This window comes from Candidatus Microbacterium colombiense (genome assembly GCA_029203165.1).
GTDB classification, from domain to species: Bacteria; Actinomycetota; Actinomycetes; order Actinomycetales; family Microbacteriaceae; genus Microbacterium; species Microbacterium colombiense.
On the sequence record CP119308.1, the window covers coordinates 176865 to 200802 of the forward strand.

27 protein-coding genes are annotated in these 23938 nt (G+C 68.2%); 10 read left to right on the forward strand and 17 right to left on the reverse strand.

Annotated features, from left to right (window positions below):
* Positions 1-5: 5 nt before the first annotated feature.
* Positions 6-425 carry a helix-turn-helix domain-containing protein gene (locus P0Y60_00965; GenBank protein ID WEK61361.1) on the reverse strand — a complete coding sequence of 140 codons (420 nt, stop codon included), beginning with the start codon at positions 423-425 and terminating at the stop codon, positions 6-8.
* A 95-nt stretch (positions 426-520) separates the two neighbouring features.
* Here P0Y60_00965 and P0Y60_00970 point away from each other — a divergent pair, with 95 nt between their 5' ends.
* The 4 genes from P0Y60_00970 (at position 521) to P0Y60_00985 (ending at position 3628) form a co-directional block, all read left to right on the forward strand.
* Positions 521-1198: a response regulator transcription factor gene (locus P0Y60_00970; protein ID WEK61362.1), complete on the forward strand. Its 678-nt coding sequence runs from the start codon at positions 521-523 to the stop codon at positions 1196-1198.
* Entirely contained in the window at positions 1161-2510 is a 1350-nt protein-coding gene (locus P0Y60_00975; GenBank protein WEK61363.1) for a HAMP domain-containing sensor histidine kinase, read from the forward strand. The genes P0Y60_00970 and P0Y60_00975 overlap by 38 nt, the downstream gene beginning before the upstream one ends.
* A 75-nt stretch (positions 2511-2585) precedes the next feature.
* Entirely contained in the window at positions 2586-3347 is a 762-nt protein-coding gene (locus P0Y60_00980; GenBank protein WEK61364.1) for a hypothetical protein, read from the forward strand.
* Positions 3348-3400: 53 nt separating this feature from the next.
* The gene (locus tag P0Y60_00985; GenBank protein WEK61365.1) at positions 3401-3628 is read left to right on the forward strand and encodes an RNA-binding S4 domain-containing protein; all 228 of its coding nucleotides are present in this window, start codon (positions 3401-3403) and stop codon (positions 3626-3628) included.
* A gap of 25 nt (positions 3629-3653) precedes the next feature.
* Here the strand turns inward: P0Y60_00985 and P0Y60_00990 are convergent, their stop codons facing one another.
* The 4 genes from P0Y60_00990 to dnaB form a co-directional block, all read right to left on the reverse strand.
* Positions 3654-4214, reverse strand: coding sequence for a dihydrofolate reductase family protein (locus P0Y60_00990; GenBank protein ID WEK61366.1), 561 nt, complete (start codon positions 4212-4214; stop codon positions 3654-3656).
* 113 nt (positions 4215-4327) lie between these two features.
* Positions 4328-4576: an EamA family transporter gene (locus P0Y60_00995; protein ID WEK61367.1), complete on the reverse strand. Its 249-nt coding sequence runs from the start codon at positions 4574-4576 to the stop codon at positions 4328-4330.
* A gap of 59 nt (positions 4577-4635) precedes the next feature.
* Complete coding sequence (locus P0Y60_01000) at positions 4636-4848, reverse strand: hypothetical protein (GenBank protein WEK61368.1); 213 nt, start codon at positions 4846-4848, stop codon at positions 4636-4638.
* Positions 4849-4972: 124 nt separating this feature from the next.
* Positions 4973-6316 carry a replicative DNA helicase gene (dnaB, locus tag P0Y60_01005; GenBank protein ID WEK61369.1) on the reverse strand — a complete coding sequence of 448 codons (1344 nt, stop codon included), beginning with the start codon at positions 6314-6316 and terminating at the stop codon, positions 4973-4975.
* A gap of 555 nt (positions 6317-6871) precedes the next feature.
* Here dnaB and P0Y60_01010 point away from each other — a divergent pair.
* Positions 6872-7855, forward strand: coding sequence for a hypothetical protein (locus P0Y60_01010; protein WEK61370.1), 984 nt, complete (start codon positions 6872-6874; stop codon positions 7853-7855).
* A 102-nt stretch (positions 7856-7957) separates the two neighbouring features.
* Positions 7958-9316: a hypothetical protein gene (locus tag P0Y60_01015; protein WEK61371.1), complete on the forward strand. Its 1359-nt coding sequence runs from the start codon at positions 7958-7960 to the stop codon at positions 9314-9316.
* Between the two features lie 440 nt (positions 9317-9756).
* Here P0Y60_01015 and P0Y60_01020 read toward each other — a convergent pair whose 3' ends face one another.
* Genes P0Y60_01020 through P0Y60_01040 form a run of 5 tightly spaced genes read right to left on the reverse strand, consistent with a single transcriptional unit; the run spans position 9757 to position 14074 of the window.
* Entirely contained in the window at positions 9757-10104 is a 348-nt protein-coding gene (locus P0Y60_01020; GenBank protein WEK61372.1) for a hypothetical protein, read from the reverse strand.
* Positions 10101-10943, reverse strand: coding sequence for a hypothetical protein (locus tag P0Y60_01025; GenBank protein WEK61373.1), 843 nt, complete (start codon positions 10941-10943; stop codon positions 10101-10103). The genes P0Y60_01020 and P0Y60_01025 overlap by 4 nt, the downstream gene beginning before the upstream one ends.
* Positions 10944-10973: 30 nt before the next feature.
* Positions 10974-11837 carry an amidohydrolase family protein gene (locus P0Y60_01030; GenBank protein WEK61374.1) on the reverse strand — a complete coding sequence of 288 codons (864 nt, stop codon included), beginning with the start codon at positions 11835-11837 and terminating at the stop codon, positions 10974-10976.
* Positions 11837-13036, reverse strand: coding sequence for a CaiB/BaiF CoA-transferase family protein (locus P0Y60_01035; protein WEK61375.1), 1200 nt, complete (start codon positions 13034-13036; stop codon positions 11837-11839). The genes P0Y60_01030 and P0Y60_01035 overlap by 1 nt, the downstream gene beginning before the upstream one ends.
* A 33-nt stretch (positions 13037-13069) precedes the next feature.
* Positions 13070-14074: an alcohol dehydrogenase catalytic domain-containing protein gene (locus P0Y60_01040; GenBank protein WEK61376.1), complete on the reverse strand. Its 1005-nt coding sequence runs from the start codon at positions 14072-14074 to the stop codon at positions 13070-13072.
* 202 nt (positions 14075-14276) lie between these two features.
* Here P0Y60_01040 and P0Y60_01045 point away from each other — a divergent pair, with 202 nt between their 5' ends.
* Entirely contained in the window at positions 14277-15353 is a 1077-nt protein-coding gene (locus tag P0Y60_01045) for an ABC transporter substrate-binding protein (GenBank protein WEK61377.1), read from the forward strand.
* A gap of 57 nt (positions 15354-15410) precedes the next feature.
* Here the strand turns inward: P0Y60_01045 and P0Y60_01050 are convergent, their stop codons facing one another.
* Positions 15411-16343: an alpha/beta hydrolase gene (locus tag P0Y60_01050; GenBank protein ID WEK61378.1), complete on the reverse strand. Its 933-nt coding sequence runs from the start codon at positions 16341-16343 to the stop codon at positions 15411-15413.
* A gap of 109 nt (positions 16344-16452) precedes the next feature.
* Between P0Y60_01050 and P0Y60_01055 the strand changes: the two genes are divergently transcribed.
* From P0Y60_01055 to P0Y60_01065, 3 genes are read left to right on the forward strand one after another with little or no spacing between them, the layout of a single operon-like run.
* Entirely contained in the window at positions 16453-17421 is a 969-nt protein-coding gene (locus tag P0Y60_01055) for a YafY family protein (GenBank protein WEK61379.1), read from the forward strand.
* Between the two features lie 29 nt (positions 17422-17450).
* Positions 17451-17720 carry a type II toxin-antitoxin system Phd/YefM family antitoxin gene (locus P0Y60_01060; GenBank protein ID WEK61380.1) on the forward strand — a complete coding sequence of 90 codons (270 nt, stop codon included), beginning with the start codon at positions 17451-17453 and terminating at the stop codon, positions 17718-17720.
* The gene (locus P0Y60_01065; protein WEK61381.1) at positions 17717-17974 is read left to right on the forward strand and encodes a type II toxin-antitoxin system RelE/ParE family toxin; all 258 of its coding nucleotides are present in this window, start codon (positions 17717-17719) and stop codon (positions 17972-17974) included. The genes P0Y60_01060 and P0Y60_01065 overlap by 4 nt, the downstream gene beginning before the upstream one ends.
* Positions 17975-18060: 86 nt before the next feature.
* Here the strand turns inward: P0Y60_01065 and P0Y60_01070 are convergent, their stop codons facing one another.
* Genes P0Y60_01070 through P0Y60_01095 form a run of 6 tightly spaced genes read right to left on the reverse strand, consistent with a single transcriptional unit; the run spans position 18061 to position 23934 of the window.
* Positions 18061-18894 (reverse strand): ABC transporter permease subunit, encoded by an 834-nt coding sequence (locus P0Y60_01070; GenBank protein ID WEK61382.1) that lies wholly within the window; start codon positions 18892-18894, stop codon positions 18061-18063.
* On the reverse strand, positions 18891-19724 hold the full coding sequence (locus P0Y60_01075; protein WEK61383.1) for an ABC transporter permease: 834 nt from the start codon (positions 19722-19724) through the stop codon (positions 18891-18893). Before P0Y60_01075 ends, P0Y60_01070 begins: the two co-directional genes overlap by 4 nt.
* The gene (locus P0Y60_01080; GenBank protein ID WEK61384.1) at positions 19721-20548 is read right to left on the reverse strand and encodes an ABC transporter ATP-binding protein; all 828 of its coding nucleotides are present in this window, start codon (positions 20546-20548) and stop codon (positions 19721-19723) included. The genes P0Y60_01075 and P0Y60_01080 overlap by 4 nt, the downstream gene beginning before the upstream one ends.
* Before the next feature lie 41 nt (positions 20549-20589).
* The gene (locus P0Y60_01085; protein ID WEK61385.1) at positions 20590-21564 is read right to left on the reverse strand and encodes an LLM class flavin-dependent oxidoreductase; all 975 of its coding nucleotides are present in this window, start codon (positions 21562-21564) and stop codon (positions 20590-20592) included.
* A gap of 1 nt (position 21565) precedes the next feature.
* Entirely contained in the window at positions 21566-22972 is a 1407-nt protein-coding gene (locus P0Y60_01090) for a dihydroorotase family protein (protein WEK61386.1), read from the reverse strand.
* Positions 22969-23934 (reverse strand): alpha/beta fold hydrolase, encoded by a 966-nt coding sequence (locus tag P0Y60_01095; GenBank protein WEK61387.1) that lies wholly within the window; start codon positions 23932-23934, stop codon positions 22969-22971. Before P0Y60_01095 ends, P0Y60_01090 begins: the two co-directional genes overlap by 4 nt.
* Between the last annotated feature and the right edge of the window lie 4 nt (positions 23935-23938).

Consider the following 23938-nt stretch of genomic DNA (forward strand, 5'->3'; position numbering starts at 1 on the left):
AAAGGTTACTCGCGGTGCGCCATGACCTCCCTCATGTGCGTGCGCAACGCCTCGGTGAGCACCGGATGCTGCGCGGCGAACCGTTCGTCCAGCTCTGCGATCCGCACGGCAGCATCGGCGAGCAACCGCTCCCCGGCCGCTGTCACCTGCAGCTGCGAGGCCGCACCGGCGCGCGCCGTGGCATCCTCGACCAGTCCGTCGCCCTTGAAGGCAGCGACCGCGACGTGCGCGCTGGGCGCCGTGATGCGCGAGCGGCGCGCCAGCTCACTGAACGAGATGCCGGGCATCGCGCGGATGTGTCCGAGCAGCGCGTACTTGCGCGAGGTCAGACCGAGCGGCTTCAGCACCTGGGCGAACTCCTCCTGCCACGCCGCGACCACGGTCAGCAGAGTGATCGTGGGGCTGAACGGCGGCAGATCGGGCACCCGTTCAGGCTACTCGCCGCCGCGTCGCGGCCTGACGTCGACGATGACGACACCGCTTCAGCCCCGATTCAGCCGCGGGCCGCCACACTGGAGGAATGCGGATCCTGGTGGTGGACGACGAGGTGCGTCTGGCCGACGGCGTCCGGCGTGGGCTCGAGGCCGAAGGCTTCGCCGTCGACGTCGCGCACAACGGCGTCGACGGGCTCTGGCGCGCGCGGGAGACCCGTTACGACGCCATCGTGCTCGACCTCATGATGCCGGGGATGAGCGGATGGAAGGTGTGCGAGGCACTGCGCGCCGAGGAGAACTGGACGCCGGTGCTCATGCTCACCGCGAAGGACGGCGAGTGGGATCAGGTCGAGGCGCTCGAGACCGGCGCCGACGACTACGTCACGAAGCCCTTCTCGTTCGCGATCCTCGTCGCCCGTATCCGCGCCCTCGTGCGACGCGGCGCCGTCGCACGACCCACGATCCTCGAAGCGGGCGACCTGCGACTCGACCCTGCCGCCCATCGGGTGTGGCGCGGCGAGACGCCCGTACCGCTGACCGCCCGCGAGTTCGCGGTGCTCGAGTATCTGCTCCGCCACCGCGGCCAGGTGCTCTCGAAACGCGCGCTGATCGACGGCGTCTGGGATGACGACTTCGACGGCGACCCGAACATCGTCGAGGTCTACGTCGGGCATCTGCGTCGCAAAGTCGACAAGCCGTTCGGCCGCGAGGCGATCGAGACGATCCGTGGCGCGGGATATCGACTGGCGGCCGACGGTGGCTGAGCGCAGCTGGCGTTCGGTACGCGGACGCACGACCCTCGGCGCGACCCTCGTCGTCGCGGTCGCCCTGCTGATCGGAGCGTTCTCGTTCTACGGCGTGCTCAGCGCCAGCGTGCACAGCAGCGCCGAGCGTGCGGCGGAGCAGCGCCTCTCCGAGCTCACCGAGCGAGACGACGGCCCCGGCGGGCGGGCGGTCGATTCCCTCGACGACGAGATCGTGCAGCTCATCGGCAGCGACGGGACCGTGCGGGCGGCCAGCGAAGACGCCCGCGAGGCGCTCGGGTCGACGCCGCTCCCCCTCTCCGACGACCCGCAGACCCTGACGATCGATGGTGAGCCGATGCTGATCGTGTCGGACGACCTCGACGACGACGAGACGCTCGTGCTCGCGGTCTCGGTCGAAGACGGCGCCGAGACCCTGACGACGGTCGCGACCCTCCTCGCGGTCGCCGTGCCGCTGCTCCTGCTCCTGGTCGCGGTGACGACCTGGCTCGTGGTCGGTCGCGCGCTGCGTCCGGTGACCCGGATTCGCCGAGAGGTCGACGGCATCACCGCGGAGCGACTGCATCAACGCATCGCCGTGCCGGATTCCGCGGATGAGATCGCCGCCCTCGCGTCGACCATGAACGGGATGCTGGATCGCCTCGACGCCTCCGCGACAGCGCAGCGACGCTTCATCTCCGACGCCTCCCACGAACTGCGCTCCCCCCTCGCGACGATCCGGCAGCATGCCGAGCTCGCGCACGCGCACCCCGACGCGACCAGCATCGGCGAGCTGTCCGAGATCGCCTCCGAGGAGGGTCTCCGGCTGCAGGGCATCGTGGAGTCGTTGCTGCTGCTCGCCCGACTCGACGAAGGAGCGAGCGGGCACACCGAGCCCGTGGACCTCGACGACATCGCCCTCAGTGAGGTGCGCCGGCTCCGCGCCGCGGGCCTCGATGTCGACGGAGCCGGCATCCGTGCCGCGCGCGTGGACGGCGATCCGCGTCTGCTCGGCCAGCTGCTGCGCAACCTCGCCGACAACGCCGCCCGCCACAGCCGCGGGCGCCTGGCGATCGGCGTGGAGCCCTCCGGCGCGCATGTGTTCGTGACGATCGAGGATGACGGAGCCGGGGTGCCTCCGGAGGAACGTGAGCGCGTCTTCGAACGCTTCGTGCGGCTCGACGAGGCCCGCAGTCGGGATGCCGGCGGCAGCGGACTCGGACTCGCGATCGTGCGCGGCATCGCCGCCGCAGCTGGCGGCACCGTGATCGTCGACGACTCCCGCTGGGGCGGCGCGCGGTTCGTGGTCACCCTTCCTCTCGCCTCTTCCTGACGCGCTTCCTGTTTGCTGAAGAGCCCTTCAGGAGGCTTCAGGATGGCTTCAGCGCTCGCGCGGGACGATCTTCACATGGACGACAAGACACCCACCCCCGACCAGACCTCCACCCCTGACCAGATCCCCACATCTGGTCAGACCCCCGCCCCCGAGTCCGCGCCGGCGCCCGCCGCGAAGCCGGGCCGCCGCCACGCACTGCTCATCGGCGGAGGCATCGCTGCTGCGGTCGTGCTCGCGGGTGGCGGCATCGCCGTCGGCGCCGCGATCGGCGACGAGTTCGGCGGCGACGACGACCGCTCCTCCCAGTCGGAAGGTATCCGGCACGACGACGACCAGGATCGTGGCGGCCAGCGCGGCGAGGATCGCGGAGACGATGCTCCCGCCGAAAGCTCTTCGACCGGCGGAGCCACGGCCGACGTCGGCACAGCGTCAGCCGACGAACTCGTCGCGATCGCCGACGCCGCCCGTGGCGCTGCCGACGGAGACGTGACATCGATCGACGCCCAGCGCGACGGCACATGGGAGGTGCAACTGACCACGAGCACCGGCGATGAGACCGAGGTCATCGTCGACGACGTCCTCGCCACGGCAGTGCGATCGACCGACCCGGCCGACGGCGATGACACCGGTCCCGCCCTCACCCTCGACGACGACGCCATCCGCGCGCTGGTCGCCGCCGCCCTGGCCGAGGCCGAGGGGCTGATCACCGACCTCGACGTCGACGACGACACCGTCAGCCCGTACGACGTCTCGGTGCTCACGACCGACAACCGTTCGATCGACATCGACCTCGACGCGGCGTTCGCGGTCGTCGGAACCGGCATCGACGACTGATCGATCCCGCCACCCCGCGGATCGATCGTCGCGCGGGCCGTTAGCATTCAAGGATGACGAACTCCGATCCGATCGACGAAGTCTCCATCGGCGGCGAGGTCATCCGCCTCGGCCAGTTCCTGAAGTTCGCGGGTCTGCTCGACTCCGGCGGCAACGCCAAGGAGGCGATCATCGACGGCTACGTGAGCGTGAACGGCGAGGTCGACCGGCGCCGTGGACGCCAGCTCCGCGACGGCGATGTCGTCGCCTTCGAAGGACGCGCGGCACGCGTTCGCCCCTGACGACCGCATCGGGCGGGTGCCGCGCTCAGCCGCCTACAACGGCGTAGCGGAGGAACATCAGACCACTGGCGAAGCGCTGCTCGTCGATGAGCTCCAGGTCGACATGCACGCCGGTCGGGAAGAATGACCGGCCTCCGCCGACGATCCGCGGCCCCATGAACAGCTGGAATTCGTCGACCAGGCCGGCGTGGATCGCCTCCGCGGCGATCGTGGGCCCGTCGATCGTCAGGTCGTGATCGTACTCGGCTTTCCACCGCGCGACCGCTGCCGGGTCGAACTCCCGCTCGATCCGGGTGCGCTCGCTCGAGACCTCGGCGAGCGTGCGGGAGAACACGACCTTGTCGGCCTTCTGCCACCCGAGCGCGTAGTCGATGCCGATCTGCTCCTGGTCGGGTTCGAGGTGGGCGGTCTCCCAATAGACCATCGTCTCGTACATCCGACGGCCGTACAGATAGGTGCCCACATCGCTGAACTGCTCGTTGATGAATACGTGCAGGTCGGGATCGACGCCCCAGTCGAAGCCGCCGTCGGGGCCGCTGACGTAGCCGTCGAGCGAGGTGATCATGGAGTAGATGAGCCGACCCATGGGGGCGACGTTACCCCGATCCGACCGCGTTGCGGCACCCTTTTCCCATGGATCCGCACGGTGCGGCCATGCTGGTCCTAGCGCGTCACCCACGAAAGGAACAGCATGTTCGGTCATGAGACAGCATCACCGTGGCGTCGGTTCTGGGAGAAGGGCGGATGGTGGCGCTCGCTGCTCGCAGTCGCGATCAGTCCCGGACGACGCGCGGCCAGCGGCACGAGCACGGCGACCGCGAGCACGAAGCGCACCACCGTCAGCACGGCCGGCGACATCTGCGCCAGCGCACTCGACGACACCACGAAGGTCGTCGCCCAGATCACCACCGCGGTCGCATGCGCGATCAGGGGCAACGCTCTGGCCACGGCATCCGTCCTCTCACTCGGGCGATGTTCCCACACCACCCGCCGGTCGAATCACACTCTCAGTCGGCGACGACCGGATGCGCGGCGAGCAGGGTCTCGATCTCGCCCACCTCGCTCGCCAACTGCACGACGCTCTGACCTCGCTCCTGCACGATCACGCTGAGCCCGTCGACCAGCGCGTGGTACTCCGGTGTGACGCACGGCGCAGGGAGGTGTGCGGGATGCAGGGAGGTGTGCGGGATGCAGGGAGGTGTGCGGGATGCAGGGAGCATCCGCCGTATTCACCCTGCGGTCTGCACTTCTCCCTACACGGCGTCGACGCGACTTACCGTGAATTGCTGCGCCTGGGCCCTGCAATTCACGGTTAGTTGATCATCGACGACGTGAGTCCGAGGGTCAGTTGAAGTCGCCGCCCGGCGCCATGTCCATGAAGCGCGAGTAGTGGCCTTGGAACGCGACGGTGATGGTCGCGGTCGGACCGTTACGGTGCTTGGCGACGATCAGGTCGGCTTCGCCCGGACGCACGTCCTTGTCGTAGACCGAGTCGCGGTGCAGCAGGATGACCATGTCGGCATCCTGCTCGATGGATCCGGACTCTCGCAGGTCGCTGATCGCGGGCTTCTTGTCGGTGCGCTGCTCGGGACCACGGTTCAGTTGCGACAGGGCGATAACCGGAACCTGCAGCTCCTTGGCGATGAGCTTGAGGCTTCGCGAGAACTCCGAGACCTCCTGCTGACGCGACTCGACACGCTTGCCCGAGGTCATCAGCTGCAGGTAGTCGATGATGACCATGCGCAGGCCCTCGCGCTGCTTGAGCCGACGGCACTTGGCGCGGATCTCGACCAGCGTCATGTTGGGGCTGTCGTCGATGTAGAGCGGCGCGTCATTGATGCGGCCGCGGGTGGCGGCGACCGTCGTCCAGTCGCGCGGGTCGAGGTTTCCCTTACGCATGTTCTGCAGCGGGATCTGCCCCTCGGCACTGAGCAGACGCATCGCGATCTCGCTCTTACCCATCTCGAGGGAGAAGAAGACGGAGGGGATGTTGTGACCGATGGATGCCGAACGCGCGAAGTCGAGCGCGAGCGTGGACTTACCCATGGCGGGTCGTGCGGCGACGACGATCATCTGACCGCCGTGGAGGCCGTTGGTGAGCTCGTCGAGCTCCTTGAATCCGGTGGGAACACCGGTCATCGACCCGTCGCGCCCGCTGGCCGCCTCGATCTCTTCGAGGGCGGCATCGACGGCGATCTGGAGGGGCACGTAGTCTTCGGCGGTCTCCGAGCCGGTGATCGAGTAGATCTCGGCCTGCGCCGTGTTGACGATGTCGGTCGCGTCGCCCTCACCGGCGTAGCCGAGCTGAACGATGCGCGTGCCGGCGTCGACGAGACGGCGGAGAATCGCGCGCTCCGAGACGATGCCGGCGTAGTACCCGGCGTTCGCGGCCGTCGGCACGATGGAGGTGAGCGTGTGGAGGTAGTCGGCGCCGCCGGCCCTGCTCAGCTCACCGGTCTTGATCAACTCGTCGGTGACGGCCACCACGTCGGTCGGCTCACCGTGCGAGTAGAGCGAGAGGATCGCCTCGAAGATCAGTTCATGCTTCGGGATGTAGAAGTCGGCCCCGCGGAGGGTCTCGATCACGTCGGCGACGGCATCCTTCGACAGGAGCATTCCGCCCAGTGCGCTCTGCTCGGCGAGGAGGTCGTGCGGAGGGGTGCGCTCAGGAGCGCGCTTGCTACCCATGCGATCTTCTGAGATGTCTGCGATCGACACACTGCTCCCTTCGATGCGACCTGGCTGACTTCGATGCGCCGCCACGGGAAGCGGGGCTGTACGCGCATCGGCCGTCCGGAGGCCACTTGCACAGCGAACCAGACGCCCCCGACATTCGGTCGCTCGACCACGGTACGAGCGGCGCTTTCCACACGCAACACAGCCTGTGGATAACCCTGTGGAGAGCGTGCGGACAAAGTCAGAGTGTCTGTGCACAACACATGTGGATAACCCGGTGGAGGGTGATGATTCGCAAGTTTTTTACAGCGCCTGAACTGGTGTTTATCGTTTCCCCAGCCTGTGGATGGGAAACAGCTTCAATACTTCGTTGAAGGTTGATCGATTCGCGGGGGCATGTGTAGAACCTGGGGAAAGTCAAGCCGGGTTTCTCCCGGGCGCGTCACCGTACGACACGGTCCGCATCGCCGCGAAAACCCCCTAGACAGGGGGGTTGCGGGCGAGTATTGTCACCCCCAATCGACGCAGCTGCGCCGATGTACGTTGCCTTCGGAGGGGGAGGTCGACGTGGACGTTCGGGCCACCCGACACGGCGTTCCTGCCGGCGTCCTCTGGGGTGCCATCGGGGTGACCGCATGGGCGGCCATCACGATCCTCATCGGCGGCGGCTCAGCCCACGCCGATGAACAGGATGACAGCCCGCTCTCCCCGCTCACGTCTCTGGTCGGCGACACCGTGAAGGCCGTCACCGCTCCCGTCGCTCCCGTCGTGCAACAGGTGGTCGCCCCGGTCGTGACCAAGGTCGTCGCACCGGTGCAGCAGGTCGCCCCCGCGGTGGTCGCGACGGTGAGCAACACCGTCGCGAAGGTGCCCGTCGTCGGACCGGCGACCGCACCCGTCGTGCACACCGTCACCGAGACGACGCAACAGATCGTGAAGCCGGTCACGGCAGTCCTGCAGAACAACCCGGTGTCGCAGATCACCACCCCGGTGCTGGATGCCGTAGCCGCACTCCCGGTCATCGGCAGCCTCGTGGACGACCTCGGCGTACCGACGGTGGTGCGCGATGTGGTCGGCATCGTCGACGACACCACTGCACTCATCGGCGGTGTGACGGATGCCGTCGTCCCGCCGGTGCTCGAGGGCCTTGATCCGACGACACCGGCCCCGACCACTCCCGCGGTCGATGGTCCGCTCGCGGATCCCGGAACGGCTGCGGGTCAAGGTCTCGCGTACACGTCGAGCGTCAGCCTGTCAGGCGTTGCGGATGCTGAGGCGAGCCGCACTGCGACGACCGCGGTCACGGCGGGCTCTCCCGCATCCGCATCCGCCGTCGGCGACTCCGCGCCCGTCGCGCCGCCGATTCCGTTCAACGGAACCTCTCTGCCTTCCTCCTCCTCTGCCGGATCCGGTGGAGGAGTGGGCCCTGCCCCTGCGGGCCCCAGCGATACGGGCATCCCTGCCCCGCCTGCGGTCGAGCAGGTCTTCGGCGCCTCCGACGACGTTCTTCCGACGTCGCCCATCGCCGACACCGACGTCTCCCCTGACTGACGGGTCGTCACGCCGTTCCCCAGAACGGCAGATGCTGTGCTGCGCGCGCACTCACTTCGCGCGCACCCATCAGACACCCCAGATCATGTCAGGAGAACCATCATGCGTACGTACATCAAGCGGGCCCTCTGGGGCACGCTTCTCGCCGGAGGGATCACCCTTCTCGGCGCAACGGTCGCGAATGCGGCCGAGACGACCGGAGACGACGGACTGCTGTCCGGCACTCAGACGGAGGCGGTGATCTCAGCACCCGTGACGCTGCTGGGTAACGCGGTCTCGCTCCTCGGGGATGCTGCTTCGACAGCTCCCGCACCGGCACCGGCTCCCGCCGCACCGGCTCCCGCTCCCGCGCCGGCTCCCGCTCCGGCTCCGGCTCCCGCCGCGTCGACCAGCGGCGCCGACGGCGCCGCATCCGGTACCCAGGCCGTGGTCACCGTGAACGTTCCCGTCACCGTGTCGGGCAACGCGGTGAGCCTTCTTGATTCCTCTTCGACCAGCACCCCGGCCGCCGCTTCCCAGAGCGCGGCTCCCCAGGCCCCGCCGGCGGCTGGGGTGCCGTCCGTGACCACAGGCGGTGTCGACGGGCTGCTCTCGGGTACCCAGGCACTGCTCCAGGTCAACGCACCGGTGACGGCGACCGGCAACGCGATCTCCCTCCTCGGAGACAGCTCCTCCACCGGAACCGGAACAACCGGAGCATCCGCCCCGGCACCGGCCACCCCCGGCAACACCACCACCGGTGACGACGGCATCCTCGGAGGAACCCAGATCACCGCACCCATCAACGCCCCCGTGACGGCGACCGGCAACGCGATCTCCCTCCTCGGAGACAGCTCCTCCACCGGAACCGGAACAACCGGAGCACCCGCCCCGACACCGGCCACCCCCGGCAACACCACCACCGGAGACGACGGCATCCTCGGAGGAACCCAGATCACCGCACCCATCAACGCCCCCGTGACGGCGACCGGCAACGCGATCTCCCTCCTCGGAGACAGCTCCTCCACCGGAACCGGAACAACCGGAGCACCCGCCCCGGCACCGGCCACCCCCGGCAACACCACCACCGGAGACGACGGCATCCTCGGAGGAACCCAGTTGGGCCTGCCGATCTCGTTGCCGATCACGATCGGCGGCAACGCGATCTCCCTCCTCGGAGACAGCACGACCACAGTGCCGGGAACGAACCCGGGCACGGATCCCGGAACCGATCCTGGCACCGACCCCGGAACTGACCCGGGCACCGACCCCGGAACGAACCCGGGAACGAACCCCGGAACCGACCCCGGAACGATCGTCGGCGCTGCCGGCGCCGTCTCGGCATCGGGTGCTGCCGCCACCGGCCCCGCATCCGGACTCGCCATGACCGGCGGTTCCGCCGATGCCGGCCTGATCGCGACGGGAGCACTGCTGCTCGTCCTCGGAGGGATCGCACTGCTGCGTCGCCGCTCGATGGCGTAGCCCCAGCCCCGGCGTTGCGGGAGTCCTCGGGGGAGGAGACCCTGCACCGCCGGCGCGCGGGCTCGCCGAGACGGTGGCGGGATTCTGAGCTCGTCCCCGTCGACAAGCGCGACCCGCGCAACATCGCGGATGCCTCGTGGCTCACACCACGGGGCATCCGCCGTGCCCGGACTCGGAGTGCACCATGCACCGGCATCCTGGTCCGCACACCATGCGGCCCGCTCGTTCTGCAGGGAGGAATGCGGGATGCAGGACGGATTCCTCGGATGCTCCCTGCACGACGAACTTCTCCCTGCACGCCGCACGTGAGCCGCGCACACGCTCGCCCCGCATCGGCACCCGATCCGGACACACTTGCACGACCCCGGTACACGCGCACGGTCGATTCGGCATCCGGGTCGTGCGGGTGTGTCCGGGTCGTGCGGGTGTGCCGGGCAGGGTCAGGGGATGTCGTCGACCTCGCCGTGCGGGATGATCGCCGCACGGTACTTCTCGACGAGCTCGCGCCAGCCGAAGCCCTCGGTGTACTCGTGCTCGTAGACCGCTTCGGTGAAGTGCCAGAGCAGGTACGGGTGCGCGCCCAACCCGTAGAGCGCGCCGTAGTCCCGCTCGACGAAGGCCGTGCGCTCCTCGGGCGTGAGCACCCGGTCGTCGGTCACGGCATCCGGCCCCGCTTCCCCGTCCAGCCACCCGTCGACGAAGCCCTCGGTGTCGGCGACGTAGGCGGTGACGTTCGCCGTGCTCATCTCGACTGCGCGGATGAACTTGTTCATCATGTACCGGCTCATGCTGCGGCCCTCCACAGGAAGAACGGACTCGATGCGAAGCGCGAGGTCGTGGCTTCGGCGAGTTCGGCCGGTCGGCCCTGCATCGCGGCGAGCGCGGCGACGATGTTCACGTATTGATAGGTCACGTTGCCGGCCGCCATGATGCGGTCGAACCGGCATCCGGCGATCGCGCCGTCGAGGTCGCCCGTGCGCATCCACTCCACGGCTTCAGCGTCGAACGCGGGGTCGGGCGAACCGTTGAAGGTGCGGGGCCCTCCGACATCCGTCGCCATGTGCCCCGAGGTGAGCAGTCCGACGCGGGCGTCGCTGTCCCACGACTCCACCGCGGTGCGCAGGTGATGCCCCAACGCGGCGAAGCGGGCGGCGGTCGGCAGCGGCGGAAGGATGGAGTTCGCGTGGATCGGCACGATCGGCAGGTCGAGTTCCGGGCGCACGTACTGCAGCGGCAGCACGAAGCTGTGGTCGAGGCGCCACTCGTGCGAGACCGAGAAGTCGATGGCCTCGGGCAGCACCTCGCGTCCGGTGATCTGCGTCGCCAGCTCGGGGTGCCCCTGCAGCTCGGCGTACTCCATGCCGAAGGTGCGCACCTCGTTCTCGTAGGTGCCGTGATACGACGCGGCCTTGCCCACGATGAACGCCGGCGAGTTGTCTGAGAAGAACTGTCGCACGTGGTCGGTGCCGAGCACGATGAGCACGTCGACCTCTGACTCCGCCACGGCCTCACGGATGCGGCGGAAGTTCGCCTCGACCGCGATCAGGTCGTCGGGCACAGGCTCGCGCATCGCCCGCCAGAGCAGGGGGTTGTGCGGGGTCGCCGCGGCCATCACCAGTTCAGCCACGAGCGGCTCCCCTCTTCACGGTCAGAGTCATCACAGTCGGAACAGCTTCCGCGCGTTGTCGAGCAGGATCTTGCGCCGCGACTCCTCTTTGAGGCCGAGCGCGTCGAACTCGGTCATCCATCGGTCGGCGGTCATCACCGGCCAGTCCGATCCGAACAGCACCCGGTCGGAGATGAGCGAGTCGGCGTAGCGCACCACCTCGGGGGGCAGGTACTTCGGCGCCCAGCCGGACAGGTCGAGGTAGACGTTGGACTTGTGCCAGACCATCGCCAGGTTCTCGAGGTGCCAGGGCCAGGCGGGGTGGGCGCTGATGATGTTCAGCTCGGGGAACTCGGCGGCCACGTCGTCGATGTACGGCACGGGCCGAGCGTTCTCCAACCGGTAGCCACCACCGCCGGGGGTTCCTGCCCCGGCGCCGGGGAAGCCGGAGTGGAACATCACGACCAGCCCGAGCTCGGCGCAGGTCTCCCAGATCGGCCAGAAGCGCCGGTCGTTGGCGAGGAACTTCTGCCGCGAAGGGTTGAGTTCGCCGACCCCCTTGATGCCGTACTCGGCGTGCATGCGACGGATCTCGGCGACCGCGGCCTCGCCCTTCCACGGGTCGATGCCCGCGAAGGCGAGGAACACGTCGGGGTGATCCTGCTGCGCCTTGCCGAGCAGTTCGTTGGGAGCGCCCTTGATGCCGCTGGTCGTCTCGGAGTCGGAGTTCACGATGACGGCCATCATCTTGCGCTCTCGGTACTGGTCGGCCTGCTCGGCGAACGAGACGACCGGGCGCTCCCGTCCGAAGTGCGCCGACATCTGCGTGTGCCGCTGGCCCATCGCGGCGATGAACTCCTCGGTCTGCGGATGGGTGTGGACGTCGATCGCCACCAGGTCGTCGATGCCGGGCATCAGGCTGCTCCTTCGTTCACCGGTTCGGATTCGTTCGCCGGTTCGGATTCGGATGCGACGCGCAACCCCGTGAGCGCCTCGGTGTCCGCGCCGAGAGCGGGGGCGTAGCGCAGCGCCGGCCGCCCGCTGCGTGCGAAACGGATGCTGGGCACGGGCACGCGCAGGGCGCCATCCGGTCCGTCGATCTGCTCGACCAGACCCATCGCGGCGATCTGCGGATCGTCGAAGAGGTCGCCCACCGAGTTGAGGGGGCCGTGCGGGATGTCGTGTGCGGCGAGGCGATCGAGCCAGTGCTGCCGCGGACGGGTGGCCGCGATCGCCTTGAGCACCACGTCGAGCTCGTCGTAGTTGCGCACTCGCGCCTCCCGCGTCGCGAAGCGCTCGTCGTCCGCCAGGTCGGGCCGCTCGAGCACGTCGAGCAGGCCGGTCCAGAACTTCTCGGGCACCGACATGTGGATCACGAACGCCTTGTCGTCGGACCCGCGGCACGCATACGCCTGGGCCCGCCGCGGTCGCGAGTCGGGAGAGGAGATCTGCCCGGTCTCGAGGAACGCCGAGGCCGACTCGGTCAGGAAATCGAGCAGGGCGCCGACCATCGTGACCTCGACATGCTCACCCTCACCGCTCACGTCACGGGCGTGCAGCGCGGCGAGCACCGCCTGCACCGCCGACATGCCGGAGAGCAGGTCGGAGAACGCCGGGCCGAGCGGACGGATGGTGGATGCCGGCACCACCTGGCTGTACATACCGCCGACCGCCGAGATCACCGTGTCGTAGGCAGGTCGCTTCGCCGAGGGGCCGGTCGGACCGAAGCCCGTGATCGAGCAGGTGATCACGCGGGGGTTGTGGGCGTGCAGGGCGACGGGGCCGAAGCCGAGCCGTTCGGCGACGCCGGGGCGGAAGTTGTCGATCACGATGTCGGCATCCGCGACGAGGGCGAACACCGCCGCGAGCCCGTCGTCGCTCTTGAGGTCGAGCACGACCCCGCGCTTGCCGCGGTTGTAGGCGGCGAACTGGGGGCTCATCGTCGCGCGGCCCTCCCATCGGCGCATCGGGTCACCCTCGGGGGATTCGACCTTCACGACGTCGGCGCCGAGGTCGGCCAGCAGCTTCGCGGCGTAGGGGCCGGAGATGTACTGCCCCAGTTCGACCACGCGGATCCCGGCCAGCGCTCCGGCGCCGGGCGATGCAGAACTCATCACGACTTGTCTCCTCTTCGAGCGGGAATCCGGTCAGCGCACATCGATGACGACCTTCCCCTCCCCCTTGCGGGGGAACTCCTGATAGGCCCTGCCGATGTCGTGCAGAGCGTAGCGCCGACCCACGAGCGCGGGCAGCACCCCGGCCGCGGCGAGATCCAGGGCGTCGGCGACATCGTCGTAGCGCGCGCTGGCCACGCCGAACAGCTTCTTGCGGCGCAGATAGAAGTCGCGGGCGTCGATGTGCAGGTCGACATCGACGGATGCCGAGCAGAACACCGCCCGGCCACCCCAGCGCAGCGCGGCGATCCCCGCCGCCAGGGTCGGCGCATGCCCGGACACATCGATCACGACGTCGAAGCCGTCGACCGCCGCGAGCGCGACGGCCAGAGCATCCGCATCCGGCGCGGTGATGATCCGTTCCTCGCCCAGGGGTTGCAGCGGCCGACGGGATGCGGCCACCACCTGTGCGCCGCGGCCCAGGGCGATCCCCACTGCCGCGCGACCGAGCGTGCCGCCGGCGCCCGTGACGAGCACCCGCTCCCCGGCGCCGAGGGCGACCGTGCGCACGGCGTTCATGATGATCGATGCGCTGTGCACGACGGCGGTTGCCTCCGCGGCATCCAGTCCTCGTCGGTCGATCGCGTTGCGGCTCGGCACGACGGCGTACTCGGCTGCTCCCCCGTCGCGATGCACCCCGACGACCGTCTGCGCGGGGCAGTCGGCTTCGTCTCCGGCGAGGCAGCGCGCACACGCACCGCAGGCGACGTTGGGTTTGACCACGACCGCCTGACCGACCCGCGCCTGCTCGACGCCCGACCCGACCGCGACGATCTCGCCCGCGGGGTCGAGTCCGAGGATGCGAGGTAGCTGCGCCTGCGCGCCAGGGCCGACGCCCGCGATCACGTTGAGGTCGAGTTGGTTGATGCCGACGGTGTCGACGCGCAGGAGGACTTCTCCATCGCCCGGTGTCGGAACCGCCGTCTCGGCGACCGCGAGGCCGCCCAGATCATGGCGGGTCAACACTGCAGCACGCATCTTCACCTCTTCGTCGGGGGAATTCGGTCGGAACCGTTTCGGATACTGTATCCAATTTTCCTCGATGGAGTCCAGACCCGGTTCTCGCACGATATCGCGCAAACGATGGACACTCGACCCTAAATTGGATACCGTATCCCAAAATCCGCGTGAGGCGCCCCTCTCCGCGGGGGGTCGCACGCACCGTCCCGAATGGAGAGTCATGCGCACGACAAGAACCAGATTCGGTATCGCTGCCCTCAGTGGCGCCGCAGCAGTGACGCTGTTGGCCGGCTGTGCTGCGGCGACGCCGGCACCGTCAGAACCCGTCGACCTCGGCGACGGCGAGCCCGGCGCAGCCGAGCAGACCAGCCTCACCGTGGCGATCCCCTTCCCCGACATCACGATGTACTCGATGTTCGTGCTCGCCACCGACCTCGGCTACTACGAAGACGAGGGCCTCACCGTCGAGGTCATCACGGCGGACAACGTCACCGCCGCGGTCGCCAGCGGCAGCGCCGACATCGGCGTCGAGTCCACCGGAACCGTGATCGATGCGATCCGCGGTGGCGTCGAGATCGACCTGGTCTCGGGTCACTACTGCCGTCAGAACTTCGACTTCGCGGTGCAGTCGGATGTCGAGAGCGTGGAGGATCTCGACGGCACCTCGATCGTGCTCGCCGGCACTCCCGGCGACCCCGCCGAGTTCCAGCGGGCCCAGGTGCTCGCCGAGGAAGGGTGGGACGTCTCGTCGATCGATGCCGAGATCGTCTACCCGGGACCGGGTTCGGAATCGTGGACGGAGTTCTTCGTCAACGACAAGATCACCCTGCAGCCGTTCTACGCCGATGACCGCGCTGCGCTCGAGGACCACGGGGCGAACATCGTCGTCGAGTCGTTGCGCAACTGGGCCAATGACGTGCAGATCGCCGGTACCCAGTGGGCACAGGAGAACCCGAACACCCTGGTGCGATTCCTGCGGGCCACACTCAAGGCCACGGACTTCATGACGGCACCGGCGCCGGGCGAGTTCCCGGAGAACGCCGACGAAGCGCTCGACATCTACGAGGCGAACGACTTCGACATCCAGGATCTGCGTGAGTCCGACAGCCCGTGGATCCTCGACGGACACCTGGCCTGCCCCAACCTGTACTTCGACGACGAAGCGTGGGACACGACCATCGAGACGCAGAAGCTCGAACCGCTCGAGTTCGACGCGGGGCAGCTGGCGTACCTGCTGAAGGCACAGGAGCTGCTGGGCCTCGACAACGCCGGGCCGGAGACGCTCACCTACCCGTGATCGGCTGACCCTGAAGAGGCCCCACCGTTGCGCATGGCGGTGGGGCCTCTTCGCGTCTCACGCGCGCTGCAACCAGCTCACGATCGTGTGGTTGAGCGCGGTCGGCACCTCCTGCTGGATCCAGTGCCCGCTGTCGAGGGTGACGACCTCGACCTGCGGGACGAACTGCGCGATCGACTCGGACTGCTGGATCGAGTCGCGCTCGCCGTAGATCATGAGCGCGGGCTTGCCGATGATCGGGTCGACATCGGCGAGCAGATGCCAGTTGCGATCGAGGTTGCGATACCAGTTGATGCCGCCCGTGAACCCCGACGTCACGAACGCCGACACGAGGACCGCCAGTTCCTCGTCGCTCATCACCGGCTCACCGAGCGGCGTCTCCTCCCTGGCGAGTTCGATCAGCGCCATGCCCGGCTGGGGCTCCCGTGCCGGTTCGTTCTGGCGGTACAGGTTGCGGAGGAACTGCGCGGCGTTCTCGTCGAACACGGCATCGGCGACTCCGGGCTGACGGTTGAAGTGCACGAAGTAGAAGTCCTGCCCGAGCACGGCCTCCATGAACTCGATCCAGGGGAGCTCGCCGCGCTCCTGGTACGGCAGGCTCAGGTTGATGACCCGGCGCACGCGCTCGGGGTGCAACAGGGCCAGTCCCCAGACGACCATGGCACCCCAGTCGTGACCGATGAAGGTCGCATCGGCGTATCCGAAGTGGTCGAGAAGGGCGACGAGATCGCCGGTGAGGTGGGTGATGTCGTACTCGGTGACCTCGCTCGGCCGCGACGAGGCGCCGTAGCCGCGCTGGTTCGGCACGATCACGTGATACCCCGCCTCGACGAGAGCAGGAACCTGATGGCGCCATGACGTGGCATGGCCCGGCCATCCGTGGCACAGCACGACCGGGTTGCCGGCGTTGTGGCGGCCGGCCTCGAACACCTCGAGCTCGACGCCGTTGACGGCGATGCGGGTGGGGTCGGGAAAGGCGGACGGATTCATGGATGCTCCTCTGGGATCTGCGCCGAACGCGGGATCGGATCGGCGTGTGCTCAGACCGTACGAAGCATTGTGGACACCTGATGTCCGGGATGCTCGGCAGTCTGGAGTCATGCGAAACGACGCCACCACCCGCGCGCTGCAGCTGTTGTCGCTGCTGCAGACCCATCGGTTCTGGCCCTGCGCCGAACTCGCGTCACGGCTCGAGGTCACGCAGCGCACGGTGCGTCGCGACCTCGACCGTCTGCGCGAGCTCGGCTATCCGGTCGATTCCACCTCGGGGCGATACGGCGGGTACCGACTGGCGACCGGAGCGCACGTGCCGCCCCTGCTCCTTGACGACGACGAAGCCGTCGCGGTGGCGATCGGACTGCGGGCCGCCGCCGAGGCCGCCATCGACGGCATGGAGGAGGTGTCGCTCCGCGCGCTGACCAAGATCGAGGCGCTCCTGCCCCATCGGCTGCGTCGCCGCGTGTCGGCGCTGCACTCGAGCATCTCTCCCCTGCGCCGCGTGGCGGATGACGACAGCATCCATCCGGAGTCGCTCAGTGTGCTCGCCGCTGCATGCCGTGATCACGAGCACGTGCGTGTCGACTACCGCGGAAACGCTGACGCGCGCACTCACCGACGGATCGAACCGCATCAGCTGGTGACGGCCGGCCGGCGGTGGTATCTCGTGGCCTGGGACGGGCACCGCGACGACTGGCGCTCCTTCCGCCTGGACCGGATGGAGCAGCCGCGACCGATCGGCACGCACTTCACTCCGCGCGAGATCCCCGGCGGAGGGGCGGCTGCCTTCGTCGCGGAAGCGATCGGCATCACGACCCGATTCCAGGAGGCGAGGGTCATCATCCATGCCCCGTTCGCAGAGCTAGAGGGCGTTCTCCGCTGGGCCGACCACTCGGTGGAGACGGTGGAGGCGGACCACTGCGTCGTGCGCCTCCGCAGCGAGGACCTCGGGCGGCTCGCGATGACGATCGCAGAGATCGCGCTCACGGCTCCCGTCACCGTCATCGAGCCCGACGACCTCGCCGATACGATCGCTCAGCTCGGCCGAAACCTCACAAAAAGATCATTGTGATCGTTTTGATCTTTTCATACTATTGAAGAATGTCTGATGTCCTGCCTGTCTCCGATGCCAAGCGCCAACTCGGTGCGCTCGTCGACCGTGCCCATCTCACCCACGAACCCGTTTTCCTCTCCCGTCGTGGTCGCCGTGTCGTGGCGATCGTCGACGCGGATGAATTCGATCGACTTCGCGAGATCGCCGAGGATGCCGAAGACGCGGCAGCTGCTGTCGCGGCTCGCCGAGAGGCCGCAGAGACCGAATCACTCCCGGTGCCCTGGGAAGAGGTGAAGGCCGAGCTGGGGCTCCTGTGAGCTACCGGATCGAGATCGCCGCAGCAGCCGGGCGGCAGCTGCGGAAGCTGGATCCACACGCCCGCCGTCGCGTGCAGGCCGCGATCGAACTCCTCGCCGAAGAACCGAGGCCGCCGGCCGCGAAGATGCTCGTGAACAGCGATGGGGCCTGGCGGGTCCGGGTGGGCGACTACCGGGTGATCTACGACATCGAAGACGATCGCCTCGTCGTGCTCGTGCTCGCCGCCGGTCATCGCCGCGAGATCTATCGCTGACCGCCGACGTGAATCGACCCGATCGCGGAGAGGACGAACCGACCCCCGCCGCGCATGAGACGGGGGTCGGAGTCGTGGGTGCCGGGTCAGCCGACGATCCTGCGCTCGTCGTACCAGGGCGCGAGCCGGCGCCGCAGCACCGAGATCAGCAGCAGCGTGAGGTTCGCGATGATCACCATCACCACGACCATCGCGATCGCCTCGTCCATGCGGAACTGGTACGCGGCGAACTCGAGCAGGTGGCCGAGGCCGCCGGTTCCCCCGAGGAACTCACCGAGCACCTCGCCGGTGAACCCGAGGGCTGCGCCGCGCTGGATGCCGGAGAGGCTGTACGGCAGGGTCGCGGGGAAGATGACCTTCCAGCCGAGGCCGATGCCCTTCGCCCCGTACACCCGGGCCGCGTTGACGAGCGAGGGGCTGACGGTGACCGCTCCCTCCATCGTGTTGAGGAGGATCGGGAACACGGCCAGCAGGATCACCAGGGCGATCTTCGATTCGCTCCCGAGGCCGAGACCGAGGATGAACAGGGGCGCCAGCGCGACCTTGGGCGTGGAGTAGAGCACCCACAGGAACGGGGCCACCATGAAGCGCAGCACCGGCGACCAGCCCACCGCGAGGCCGACGACCACGCCGACGACGATCGCGATCGCGAGACCGATGAGCAGGTTCGTGACGCTGAAGACGAAGGCCGACCAGAACTCCGGGTCGACCATCAACCCGCCGAACGCCACCCCGATCGCACTCGGCGCGGGCAGGAACGTCGCGGGCACCCAGCCGAACCAGCTCACCACCGCTTCCCAGATCAGCAGGATGACAGCGACAACGCCGACCAACAACAGGGCCCAGCGTCCCTCACCCGCACGCACCACCCGGCGCGGGCGCACGATGCGGACGGTTCCGGTCGCCGAGACAACGCTCATCGCTTCGCCTTCCGCGTCCAGGGGGCGACCCACCGCTCGACGGCGGTCACCACCTGTGTCATGCCGACGCTCCACAGCACGACGACCGCGATCGCCGCGAACGCCTGATCGGTCTGATACGTGTTCGACGCGCGGATGATGAGCGCGCCCATACCGCTGGCCGAGCCCGCGAGCTCGGCGACGACCATGCCGATCGTCGCGAGCACGACGGCCTGACGGAGCCCGGCGAACAGGAACGGCACCGTGGAGGGCAGGTACACCGAGCGGTACAGCCGCAGCCGCCCCGCGCCGTACACGCGCGCCGCGCGGATGATCGACGGGTTGGCCGTGCGCATCCCGGCCGCGACGTTGAGCAGGATCGGGAAGAGGGCGCTGATCGTCACGAGGAAGATCACGGGTCCGATGCCGAAGCCGAACCACGCCTTCGCGAGAGGTTGATAGGCGATCGACGGGGTCGCGTAGATCGTCCACGCGATCGGTCCGACGACCCGATCGACGGGCAGCGACGACCCCATGAGCAGACCCACCGGGATGCCGACGACCACGGCGAGCGCGAAACCGAGCAGCCACGCCTGCACCGAGATGCCGGCGTTCGAGGCGAGCGCCCCGCTCGACACGATCTCGCCGAAGCCCTGCCCGATCGACAGCGGCGGAGGGAGGAAGACCGGGTTGATCCATCCGAAGACGCCGACGACGAGCTGCCAGAGCACCAACAGCACGACGACCTCGATCGCGATGACCGCCGCCTTGCCCCGGGTGCTGAGACCGGCGAGCCAGGCGCCGACTCCGCCCTTGCCGTAGTTCGGCCCGGCGGCCAGCAGTGAGCTCATTTCGACACCGCTGCCGCCGTCGCCTCGTCTTCGAGCGCCGCCCACAGGTGGTCGCGGAGTTCGAGGAAGCGTGGGTCATGCTGCACGGCGCGCTCCGACCGCGGTCGCTCCAACCCGGTCGTGATGATCTCCTTGATCGCGCCGGGGTGGCTCTTGAACACGACGATGCGGTCGCCGAGCAGGATGGCCTCTTCGATCGAGTGCGTGATGAAGAGGACGGTCTTGCCCGTCGCCTCGATGAGCTTGTCGATCTCGTCGCGCATCACCTCGCGGGTGAGGGCGTCGACCGCGCCGAGAGGCTCGTCCATGAGCAGGATCCGCGGCTCCGCGACGAACGCCCGGGCGAGACCGACACGCTGCTGCATGCCCCCGGAGAGCTCGCGGGGATACGACGACTCGAACCCTTTCAGACCGACCATGTCGATCGCCTCCTGCACACGCTCGCGCCATCCCTCGGCTCGCAGGCCCTTCTGCATCTCGAGTCCGAACTTGACGTTGTCGAACACGGTGCGCCAGGGCAGCAGCGCGTAGTCCTGGAAGACGACGGCCCGGTCGGGTCCGGGGCCGTCGACCTGCTTCCCGTCGATGAGCACCGAGCCGGTGCTCGGCGCGACGAGACCGGCGATGACGTTCATGAACGTCGTCTTTCCGCATCCCGACGGGCCGAGCACCGTGATGAACTCGCCCTCGAACACGTCGAGATCGACGTTCTCGATGGCGATCAGTTTCTTCCCCGTGCGCGCGACGTCATAGCTCACAGAGAGCCCTGTGACCGAGATCAGCGGATCTGCCGATACTCGAGCGGTGTCTTTCACGTCAGTCATCGTCGACCTCTCGTCCTCATCGTCGCGCGCCGGTGCGCGACTCATCGCAGCTTAGGAAGCACCTCGGTGCCGAGGAGTTCGATCTGCTCGAAGAACCGATCGAACTTGAAGCGGAAGTCGAACACGAGATGCTCGGTGCCGACCTCCTCGAACCGCCTGATCTGTTCGACGGCCTGGTCGGGGTCGCCGACGATCAGCTGCCCCTCGAGGTCTTCGACGGTCTCGAAGCTGCCGGACGGCGGCTTCACGGCGAACTTCGCCTTGTTCGCCCAGGCCAGAAGGCCCGGGATGTTCACGTGCTTCAGTGCCTCTTCACGAGTGTCCTCGATCGAGGTGGGAGGGATGACGGCGATGGTCGGCATCGGCCGGCCGTTCTCATCCGTCATGTCGCGCATGGTCTTGATGCGCTTCTCCATCGTGAGCAGACCGGTGCGGCCCGGCATCCATCCGTCGGCGAACTCGGCCGCGAGGCGGGCGGATCGCGGGGTCGCGCCGCAGTACCAGAACGGGATGCGGCCGCCCACGGGCTTCGGCTCGATCGTGACGTTGTCGAAGGTGAAGATGCCGTCGTCGTAGGTGACGTCGTTCTCGGTGAACACGCGCTTGAGGATCTCGGCGTTCGAGCGCACCATCTCGACGCGGTCGAGGTCGCCCCAGCCGATCGCGTCGAACTCGTGGTCGAAGGTGCCGGCCCCGAAGCCGAGGATCAGGCGCGGGCCGAGCAGCTGCGTCATGGTGCCGGCCATCAGCGCCGTGACGAGCGGGTGGCGGAACGGGATGAGCGATCCGGTGCCGAGCTCGATCTTGTCGGTCACCGCACCGATCGCGGTGAGCGTGGTGAGCGCGTCGTAGAACGTGCGGTTCGGCTTCTCCATCTCGCCGTGCGGCTCGAACACCAGGTGATCGCGCACCCACACCGAGTCGAATCCGAAGCTCTCGGCGAGCTTCGACCCCTCGAGCAGCTTCTCCTTGCTCGCCTCTTCGCCGAAGTGTGGCAGCAGCAGTCCGAATTTCATGTCAGTTCCTCTCTGCGGCGAATGCCGCCCTGTCTTCCGCCGATGCGGCGAGCTTTCCGAATGTGCGATCGCCTATGACCTCGTCATCGACGTAGACGTCGACACCGCGCACGAGCGTGCGCTGGATGCGGGCGCTGATGGTGCGTCCGTCGTACGGGGTCCAGCCGATCTTCGACAGCACGCCGTCGTTCGTGATGGTCCATTCATCGGCCAGGTCGGCGATGACGATGTCGGCATCCGCCCCGATCGTGAGCGATCCCTTCACACCCTCCAGGCCGAACTTGGCGGCGGGGATGTGGGCGACCATGTCGATCGCGCGCTGCAGGTCGAGCTCGCCTTTGTTCACGGCGTCGAGCATGAGCTCGTAGTAATACTGGATGCCGGGGGTGCCGGTGTGAGAGCTCCACATCTGCGTCCACCCGACTTCCTTCTCCTCGCGCGTGTGCGGGGCGTGGTCGCTGGCGGCGATGTCGATCGTGCCGTCGCGCATGCCCTCCCAGACCGCGGCGCGGTTGTCATCGGGCACCCAGTAGCTCAGCGCGTACGGACCGAGGGTCTCGACGTCGTGCCAGGTCGACAGGAACGGCGCCCAGTGGTTGACCTCGCACGTGACGTCGATGCCGTTCTGCTTCGCACGGCGCACGGCCTCGATCGAGCGGCGGGTCTGGATGTGCGCGATGTGCACGGGGCAGCCGGATGCTTCGGCGAGCCGCAGCACGACGTCGATCGCGGTGTCCCAGATCACACCCTCGCGGGCGGCGTAGGCGGAGGCGTATCCCTCCGGGGTGTTCTCGCCGCGGGCGAGGTACGCGCCTTCGATGTAGTCCATCAGCGCCTGGTCGTGCGGGTGCACGATGAACCGCTTGCCGGTCTGGGCGATGTGATCCATGATCTCGAGCAGGTGCCCGTGATTGTGGATGCCGGTGCCTGACGGGTGCGGGTAGTCTCGCCCGGTGTCGACGACCATGTAGATCTTGTAGGCGCGGATGCCCATCTCGCTCATGCCCGCGATCTCGCCGAACTTCGTCGGTGCCGGGTTGTGATTCCAGTCGACGATCGACGACTCCTCGTACCGATGGAACACGTCGGTGAGCGTGGCGACATCGGTCGTCGGGGGCTTGAGGTTCGGCATCCCGAACATGGTGGTCACTCCACCCGCGGCCGCCTGCAGGCTGGTCGTGTAGATGTCGTCCTTGTGCTCGTAGCCGGGCTCGCGGGTGTGCACGTGCACGTCGACCATGCCGGGCAGCACGAGCTTGCCCGCCGCGTCGATCGTGCGGTCGGCGGCGATGTCGGTGCCGGCGGCGACGATGCCCGCGACCTTCCCGTCACTCACGAGCAGGTCGGCGACGACCGGTCCTGCGGGGGTGACGACGGTGCCGCCGGTGATCTTCAGTTCCACGCTCATCGCGTGACCTCCTGCTTCTGAACGGACTCTGTGCTCTGGGACTCGCCGATCGCGGGCGAGGGGGTGCTCCGATGCACCAGGTGTGCGGGCCGCACGTAGCGGTCGAACCACTCGACGATGACCGGGGTGGTCTGCTCCCAGTACGTGTCGTACGCGGCGTAGTGGGTGGTGTGCCGCTGCATGATCAGCTGCTTCGGACCGCGCGCGGCCTCGTAGAGCGCCTCGGCGTGATCGGTCGGCGTGGTCGCATCGCCCTCCACGCCGATCACCAGCAGCGGCGTCGTGAGCCGGGCGGCCGCCTCGATCGGGCGGTAGGCGATGATGCCCTCGGCACACGCGAGCGGCACGGCGGTGGGTATTCGGTCGTCGACGTCGGCCTTGATCTTCGTGGCGCGGCGTTCGGCGGTGGGAATCATGATCTCCTCGCGGGGATGCACGATCCGCCCCTCTCCCGTGGTCACGCGCAGACGGCGGTCTTCCGCGAGGGAGTTCTGGAAGTCGAGCCATTCGTACTCGCTGCGCATGCGGTGCAGCCAGTCCTCACCGTCGGCGACGGGCACCTGGCTCGCCGCCGCCTTGATGCGCGGATCGGCATCCGCCAGCAGGACCGCGTTGCCGCCGCCCGTCCCCCCGGTGCCGAACACGCCGATCGCATCGGCGATCACGTCGTCACGGGTGGTGAGGTACGTCACGGCGTTGCGGAGATCCTCCAGCTGCCACGCCGGCGACAGGTACCCGCGGTCACCCTCGGAGTCGCCGAAGCCGCGGTAGTCGATCACGAGCACCGCGAAGCCGGCGGCCACGAGCGCCTCGTGATAGCGGACGTAGAGCGTGGCATCCTTCAGCCCGAGCCAACCGGGTCCCTGCACGATGGCGCGGTAGGGACCGTCGTGGTCGGGGGTGCGCCAGACGGCGGAGATGCGGTGACCCTCGCTGAAGTACGAGACAGGTGTGGTCTGCATGGAT

What these genes read in the sequence shown, in the direction of transcription:
- P0Y60_01045 (WEK61377.1), top strand. Translation starts at nt 14,277, where the DNA reads ATGCGCACGACAAGAACCAGATTCGGTATCGCTGCCCTCAGTGGCGCC.
- P0Y60_01070 (WEK61382.1), bottom strand. Translation starts at nt 18,894, where the DNA reads ATGAGCGTTGTCTCGGCGACCGGAACCGTCCGCATCGTGCGCCCGCGC.
- P0Y60_01055 (WEK61379.1), top strand. Translation starts at nt 16,453, where the DNA reads ATGCGAAACGACGCCACCACCCGCGCGCTGCAGCTGTTGTCGCTGCTG.
- P0Y60_00990 (WEK61366.1), bottom strand. Translation starts at nt 4,214, where the DNA reads ATGGGTCGGCTCATCTACTCCATGATCACCTCGCTCGACGGCTACGTC.
- dnaB (WEK61369.1), bottom strand. Translation starts at nt 6,316, where the DNA reads ATGGGTAGCAAGCGCGCTCCTGAGCGCACCCCTCCGCACGACCTCCTC.
- P0Y60_01085 (WEK61385.1), bottom strand. Translation starts at nt 21,564, where the DNA reads ATGAAATTCGGACTGCTGCTGCCACACTTCGGCGAAGAGGCGAGCAAG.
- P0Y60_01095 (WEK61387.1), bottom strand. Translation starts at nt 23,934, where the DNA reads ATGCAGACCACACCTGTCTCGTACTTCAGCGAGGGTCACCGCATCTCC.
- P0Y60_00980 (WEK61364.1), top strand. Translation starts at nt 2,586, where the DNA reads ATGGACGACAAGACACCCACCCCCGACCAGACCTCCACCCCTGACCAG.
- P0Y60_01060 (WEK61380.1), top strand. Translation starts at nt 17,451, where the DNA reads ATGTCTGATGTCCTGCCTGTCTCCGATGCCAAGCGCCAACTCGGTGCG.
- P0Y60_01030 (WEK61374.1), bottom strand. Translation starts at nt 11,837, where the DNA reads ATGCCCGGCATCGACGACCTGGTGGCGATCGACGTCCACACCCATCCG.
- P0Y60_01040 (WEK61376.1), bottom strand. Translation starts at nt 14,074, where the DNA reads ATGCGTGCTGCAGTGTTGACCCGCCATGATCTGGGCGGCCTCGCGGTC.
- P0Y60_01090 (WEK61386.1), bottom strand. Translation starts at nt 22,972, where the DNA reads ATGAGCGTGGAACTGAAGATCACCGGCGGCACCGTCGTCACCCCCGCA.
- P0Y60_01020 (WEK61372.1), bottom strand. Translation starts at nt 10,104, where the DNA reads ATGAGCCGGTACATGATGAACAAGTTCATCCGCGCAGTCGAGATGAGC.
- P0Y60_01000 (WEK61368.1), bottom strand. Translation starts at nt 4,848, where the DNA reads ATGCTCCCTGCATCCCGCACACCTCCCTGCATCCCGCACACCTCCCTG.
- P0Y60_01050 (WEK61378.1), bottom strand. Translation starts at nt 16,343, where the DNA reads ATGAATCCGTCCGCCTTTCCCGACCCCACCCGCATCGCCGTCAACGGC.
- P0Y60_00985 (WEK61365.1), top strand. Translation starts at nt 3,401, where the DNA reads ATGACGAACTCCGATCCGATCGACGAAGTCTCCATCGGCGGCGAGGTC.
- P0Y60_00970 (WEK61362.1), top strand. Translation starts at nt 521, where the DNA reads ATGCGGATCCTGGTGGTGGACGACGAGGTGCGTCTGGCCGACGGCGTC.
- P0Y60_01015 (WEK61371.1), top strand. Translation starts at nt 7,958, where the DNA reads ATGCGTACGTACATCAAGCGGGCCCTCTGGGGCACGCTTCTCGCCGGA.
- P0Y60_01035 (WEK61375.1), bottom strand. Translation starts at nt 13,036, where the DNA reads ATGAGTTCTGCATCGCCCGGCGCCGGAGCGCTGGCCGGGATCCGCGTG.
- P0Y60_01075 (WEK61383.1), bottom strand. Translation starts at nt 19,724, where the DNA reads ATGAGCTCACTGCTGGCCGCCGGGCCGAACTACGGCAAGGGCGGAGTC.
- P0Y60_01080 (WEK61384.1), bottom strand. Translation starts at nt 20,548, where the DNA reads ATGACTGACGTGAAAGACACCGCTCGAGTATCGGCAGATCCGCTGATC.